The organism is Pseudomonas sp. 2VD, assembly GCF_005503585.1.
Lineage (GTDB): Bacteria > Pseudomonadota > Gammaproteobacteria > Pseudomonadales > Pseudomonadaceae > Pseudomonas > Pseudomonas aeruginosa.
This window is the reverse complement of the sequence record NZ_SCND01000398.1, coordinates 1-5,246: the sequence shown is the minus strand read 5'-3', so window position 1 is coordinate 5,246 and position 5,246 is coordinate 1. Positions and strand designations below refer to the sequence as shown.

Genomic DNA, 5,246 nt, shown 5'->3' with positions numbered 1-5,246 from the left:
AGCCTGTGGCGAAACCCGCGGCCGCGAAGCCTGCAGCCAAGCCGGCTGCGAAGCCTGCGGCAAAACCAGCGGCCAAGCCTGCGGCGAAACCCGTAGCCGCGAAACCTGCCGCAGCCAAGCCCGCCATCGCTCCTGCTGCGAAGCCTGCGGCGACTCCCAGCGCCCCGGCAGCCGCCTCCAGCGCTGCTTCGGCAACGCCTGCCGCGGGCAGCAACGGCGCCGCCCCGACCAGCGCCTCCTAAGGCGCTGTCTGCAAAGCCGCCGAGCCAAGCACTAGCAAAGCCCGGCGCTCTGCTTCCGTGCAGATGTCCCGGCTGCAGGCTTGCAGCCAGGCATCCGCACTGCGATTCGCTTCCTGGCCCTCCAGCCAGGCTGTGGCCAGGTCGGCCAGGCGTTGCAGGTGTTCCCGTTCCGCTCGTAGTTCCTGGGCCTTCATTTCCTCGCGGAGTTCGGCCAGGCAGGCGTCGTGGGTTGCCGCTTCGCGCCAGGCGCAACGCAATCTGCGCAGGGGTTCGATGACCGTTTCGCGCCAGGGACGCGCGGCGTTCTCCAGGATCTGGGCGCGTTCTTTCGAGCAGCTCACACCGCGCCTGCCAAGCCAGGCGGCGACCAGCAACAGGCAGACGTCCGCACCTTGCTCCTGAAGCGCGAGGCAAGCCGTTTCCACGCCCGGCCGGGCATAGACGTCCACCGCGAATTTCCAGACATTTCCAGTCATACAGCCTCACGCTCCGCAAGGGCGAAACTGATAAACTCCGCCGCCATGATCCGACTCCTCAATCTTACGCTACAGCGCGGGCCGCAGCGCCTCCTGGAAGCTGCTGAACTGACCCTGCACGCCGGCCAGAAAGCCGGTCTCATCGGGGCCAATGGCGCTGGCAAGTCCAGCTTGTTCGCGCTGTTGCGCGGCCAGCTCGGCCAGGATGCCGGCGACTGCCTGTTGCCCGCCGACTGGCGCATCGCGCACATGCGCCAGGAGGTCGATACCCTGGATCGCCTGGCGGTGGATTACGTGCTCGACGGCGACAGTCGTCTGCGCGAGATCCAGGCGGCGCTGGCCGTCGCCGAAGCGGCGCACGACGGTTCTGCCCTGGCGCGCCTGCATACCGAGCTGGACAACGCCGACGGTTATACCGCCGATGCACGGGCGCGCAAGCTGCTGGCTGGGCTTGGCTTCAGCAGCGAGCAGATGGAGCGCCGGGTCGGTGATTTCTCCGGCGGTTGGAGGATGCGCCTGAACCTGGCGCAGGCGCTGATGTGCCCGTCCGACCTGCTGTTGCTCGACGAGCCGACCAACCACCTCGACCTGGACGCCATCCTCTGGCTGGAAGAGTGGCTCAAGGGTTATCCCGGCACTCTGGTGCTGATCTCCCACGACCGCGACTTCCTCGATGCGGTGGTGGACCATGTGGTGCATCTGGAAAACCGCAAGCTGACCCTCTATCGCGGCGGCTATTCCGCTTTCGAGCGGACCCGCGCCGAGCGGCTGGCTCAGCAACAGCAGGCCTACGAGAAACAGCAGGCGCAGCGTGCGCACATGGAAAGCTTCATCGCCCGCTTCAAGGCCAAGGCCACCAAGGCGCGCCAGGCGCAGAGCCGGATCAAGGCGCTGGAGCGTCTCGAGGAACTGGCACCGGCACATGTCGATTCGCCGTTCAATTTCAGTTTCCGCGAGTCGGACAAGATCTCCCGGCCGTTGCTGGATCTCGGCGAAGGCCGTCTCGGCTATGGCGACAAGGCGGTGCTGGAGAAGGTCAAGCTGCAACTGGTGCCCGGTGCGCGGATCGGCCTGCTCGGTCCCAACGGCGCCGGCAAGTCGACCCTGATCAAGACCCTGGCCGGGGACCTGCCCGAATTGGGCGGCCGCCTGCTGCGCGGCGAGAACCTGGCCATCGGATACTTCGCCCAGCACCAGCTCGATTCGCTGGACCCACAGGCCAGCCCGTTGCTGCATCTGCAGCGTATCGCCCCCGGCGAGCGCGAACAGACCCTCAAGGACTTCCTCGGCGGCTTCGACTTCCGCGGCGTTCGGGTGGACGAGCCGGTATTGAACTTCTCCGGTGGCGAGAAAGCGCGCCTGGCCCTGGCGCTGATCGCCTGGCAGAAGCCCAACCTGCTGCTGCTCGACGAGCCGACCAACCACCTCGACCTGGAAATGCGCCTGGCCTTGACCATGGCTCTACAGGAGTTTTCCGGGGCGGTCCTGGTGGTTTCCCACGACCGGCACCTGCTCAAAAGCACCACCGACGAATTCCTCCTGGTCGCCGATGGGCGCGTGGTGCCGTTCGATGGCGATCTCGACGATTACGCCCGTTGGCTGGTCGACTATCGCGCGCGCAAGGCGCCGCAGGCCGAGACCGCGCCGGGTGCGCCGACCGAACGCACCGACAAGCGCGCCCAGCGCCAGGCAGCGGCCGCGCTGCGCCAGCAGCTGGCGCCGCACAAGCGCGAGGCCGACAAGCTGGAGCGCGAACTCGGCGGCCTGCACGAAAAGCTAGCCGCTATCGAGGCGCGGCTGGGCGACAGCGCCCTGTACGACGTATCGCGAAAGGACGAATTGCGCGAGTTGCTGTCCGAACAATCGAGCCTGAAGGTTCGCGAAGGCGAGCTGGAGGAACGTTGGCTGGAGGCCCTGGAAACCCTCGAAGCCTTGCAGAAAGAACTGGAGGCCAGTGAGTGATGGATAACCTGCAGATGTTGACGCAGACCTGGAGCGGGCCGCTGGTGGTGGCGCTGCAGATCCTGCTCATCCTGCTGGTCGCCTGGCTGCTCCAGCGCCTGGTCCGACGCACGGTGACCCGTATCGGCGAGCGTTATCCGGTGCCGCCGGAGCTGCTCCTGCCGCTGCGTGGCGGCCTGCGCTGGCTGATCATGGTCAGCGCACTGATCATGGTGCTGGAGCGCCTGGGCGTGTCCGCCGAAGTGCTGTGGACTGCGCTGACCGGTTTCGCCGCGGTGGCGGCGGTAGCCTTCTTCGCCATCTGGAGCGTGCTCTCCAACCTGTTCTGTGCGTTGCTGATCTTCACCGTCGGACCGTTCCGCATCGGCGACCGCGTGGAGCTGATCGATAGCGCCGACAAACCGGGCGTCACCGGACGCGTGGTTGCCATCAATCTCTTGTATACGACACTGGAAGAAACCCTCGAGGATGGCTCGCCGGGCCCGCTGCTGCAGGTTCCCAACAGCCTGTTCTTCCAGAAAGCCGTGCGTCGCTGGCGTGGGCCAGGTTTTTCAACTCCAACAAAAAACGGGAAATAACCATCTATGGAATGGCTCGCCAGTCCTGAAATCTGGGTCGCGTTCCTGACCCTGACCGCCCTGGAAATCGTCCTCGGCATCGACAACATCATCTTCATCTCGATCCTGGTCGGGCGCCTGCCGCCGGCCCAGCAACCGAAGGCGCGCTTCTTCGGCCTGGCCCTGGCCATGGGCACGCGGATCCTGCTGTTGCTCTCGATCACCTGGGTCATGCGCCTGACCACCGACCTGTTCCACCTGTTCGGCCAGGGCATCTCCGGGCGTGACCTGATCCTCTTCTTCGGCGGCCTGTTCCTGCTGTTCAAGAGCACCATGGAGATCTACCACAGCCTGGAAGGCGCGGAAGAAGAGCAGAAGAGCGGCGGCAAGGCCCACGGCTTCATGGGCATCATCGTCCAGATCGCGATCATCGACATCATCTTCTCCCTGGACTCGGTGATCACCGCCGTCGGTCTGGTGCAGAACGTGCCGGTGATGGTCGCGGCGATCGTCATCTCGGTCGGCGTGATGATGCTGGCGGCAGGCACCATCAGCGACTTCATCGAGAAACACCCATCGCTGAAGATGCTCGCCCTGTCGTTCCTCATCGTGGTCGGCACCGTGCTGGTGGCCGAGTCCTTCGAAGTGCACGTGCCGAAAGGCTACGTCTACTTCGCCATGGCCTTCTCCCTGGCGGTGGAGGCGCTGAACATCCGCTTGCGCGGGGCCATGGCGCGCAAGCGCGGCGAAGAGCCGGTGAAGCTGCGCAAGGGTTCGCCGGACTGAGAGCGTTCGGGGCCAGGGCGAATAGCCGCATCGCGGTGGTCCGCCCAACATGGCTGAGCGCGTATCCTCGGGAAAGCCCGGCATCTGCCGGGTTTTTTCTGTCCGCCAGGTTGCGCCCGCAAAGGTTGGGCGAGGCGCGTGGTCGGAAAACCTGTGCGGCTGCTCCGCCTTGGTGCACACTGGCTTTTTCGTTCCCGCCGCCAGCCGCGTTCGCTTTCCGAGGTGTGCAATGCTCGTCAGTACCTGGTTCGCCTTCTTTCTCGCCTGCTGGGCCATCAGCCTGTCGCCTGGCGCCGGAGCCATCGCCTCGATGTCCTGCGGGTTGCAGTACGGCTTTGCGCGAGGCTACTGGAACGCGCTGGGCCTGCAGATCGGCCTGGCCCTGCAGATCGCCATCGTCGCCGCCGGCGTCGGTGCGTTGCTGGCGACCTCGGCACTGGCTTTCAGCCTGATCAAGTGGTTCGGCGTGGCCTACCTGGTGTACCTGGCGGTGCGCCAGTGGCAGGCGCCGCCACAGGCCTTGAGCACCGATGGCGAACGGCCTCTGGGGCGACCGTTGACCCTGGTGCTGCGTGGTTTCCTGGTCAACGCCAGCAATCCCAAGGCGGTGATCTTCATGCTCGCGGTGCTGCCGCAGTTCATCGACCCGCACCAGCCGCTGCTGGCGCAGTACCTGATCATGGGCGGCACCATGATCGTCGTCGACCTGATCGTCATGGCCGGCTACACCGGACTGGCTGCGCGCGTGCTACGCGTACTGCGTTCGCCGCGCCAGCAGAAGCTGGTGAACCGTACCTTCGCCAGCCTGTTCGTCGGCGCCGCGGGGCTGCTGGCGACGGTACGCCGAGCGCCGCTCTGAGCCGACCGACACGCCGACGGGCGTGATTGTTACAGAGTATTTCTTGCATGGGCGGGAAGGCGAAGGGACAATTTAATCTCTTCCATTCTCACTTCGTCTTCGCCATGCACCCTCCGAAAATCCTGCTGTGGCTGCTGCCGCTGGTCTGCGCGTTCAGCCTTGGAGCTATTGCCGACACGGCCGTCGACCCCTCCCAAGCCTTGCATCTGTTGAGTTACCTGGCGGCCGACTATCCGCCGACCGTGGCTGACGGCAAGATCGTCGACCCCAGCGAATACCAGGAACAGGTGGAGTTCGTTGGCAACCTGCAGGCATTGGTCCTGACCCTGCCGATGCGCCCCGAGCGCGCCGAGCTGGAGAGGGG

At 65.5% G+C, this 5,246-nt stretch carries 6 protein-coding genes and 1 pseudogene; 6 read left to right on the top strand and 1 reads right to left on the bottom strand.

The features are described 5' to 3' along the window. Nucleotides 1-242: hypothetical protein (locus FFS27_RS28170; protein ID WP_177527265.1), on the top strand; the 242-nt coding region annotated here is incomplete at its 5' end. On the opposite strand, the gene FFS27_RS28165 is transcribed toward FFS27_RS28170, so the two are convergent. Continuing rightward, nucleotides 239-718: a TIGR02444 family protein gene (locus tag FFS27_RS28165; RefSeq protein WP_003099227.1), complete on the bottom strand. Its 480-nt coding sequence runs from the start codon at nucleotides 716-718 to the stop codon at nucleotides 239-241. The two genes, FFS27_RS28170 and FFS27_RS28165, sit on opposite strands and share 4 nt — an antisense overlap. 45 nt (nucleotides 719-763) lie before the next feature. Here FFS27_RS28165 and FFS27_RS28160 point away from each other — a divergent pair, with 45 nt between their 5' ends. The 5 genes and pseudogenes from FFS27_RS28160 to FFS27_RS28140 all read left to right on the top strand — a co-directional run. Beyond that, nucleotides 764-2,680 (top strand): ATP-binding cassette domain-containing protein, encoded by a 1,917-nt coding sequence (locus FFS27_RS28160; protein ID WP_003114037.1) that lies wholly within the window; start codon nucleotides 764-766, stop codon nucleotides 2,678-2,680. After that, a complete protein-coding gene (locus FFS27_RS28155) occupies nucleotides 2,680-3,258 on the top strand; it encodes a mechanosensitive ion channel family protein (RefSeq protein ID WP_003123700.1) in 579 nt (192 codons plus the stop codon). The genes FFS27_RS28160 and FFS27_RS28155 overlap by 1 nt, the downstream gene beginning before the upstream one ends. Before the next feature lie 6 nt (nucleotides 3,259-3,264). After that, on the top strand, nucleotides 3,265-4,023 hold the full coding sequence (locus tag FFS27_RS28150; RefSeq protein ID WP_003096367.1) for a TerC family protein: 759 nt from the start codon (nucleotides 3,265-3,267) through the stop codon (nucleotides 4,021-4,023). A gap of 229 nt (nucleotides 4,024-4,252) precedes the next feature. Continuing rightward, nucleotides 4,253-4,882: a LysE family transporter gene (locus FFS27_RS28145; RefSeq protein WP_003096365.1), complete on the top strand. Its 630-nt coding sequence runs from the start codon at nucleotides 4,253-4,255 to the stop codon at nucleotides 4,880-4,882. 104 nt (nucleotides 4,883-4,986) lie between these two features. Then, nucleotides 4,987-5,246, top strand: a pseudogene (locus FFS27_RS28140) (cystathionine gamma-synthase); the annotation flags it as partial.

What these genes read in the sequence shown, in the direction of transcription:
- FFS27_RS28145 (WP_003096365.1), top strand. Translation starts at nt 4,253, where the DNA reads ATGCTCGTCAGTACCTGGTTCGCCTTCTTTCTCGCCTGCTGGGCCATC.
- FFS27_RS28160 (WP_003114037.1), top strand. Translation starts at nt 764, where the DNA reads ATGATCCGACTCCTCAATCTTACGCTACAGCGCGGGCCGCAGCGCCTC.
- FFS27_RS28150 (WP_003096367.1), top strand. Translation starts at nt 3,265, where the DNA reads ATGGAATGGCTCGCCAGTCCTGAAATCTGGGTCGCGTTCCTGACCCTG.
- FFS27_RS28165 (WP_003099227.1), bottom strand. Translation starts at nt 718, where the DNA reads ATGACTGGAAATGTCTGGAAATTCGCGGTGGACGTCTATGCCCGGCCG.
- FFS27_RS28155 (WP_003123700.1), top strand. Translation starts at nt 2,680, where the DNA reads ATGGATAACCTGCAGATGTTGACGCAGACCTGGAGCGGGCCGCTGGTG.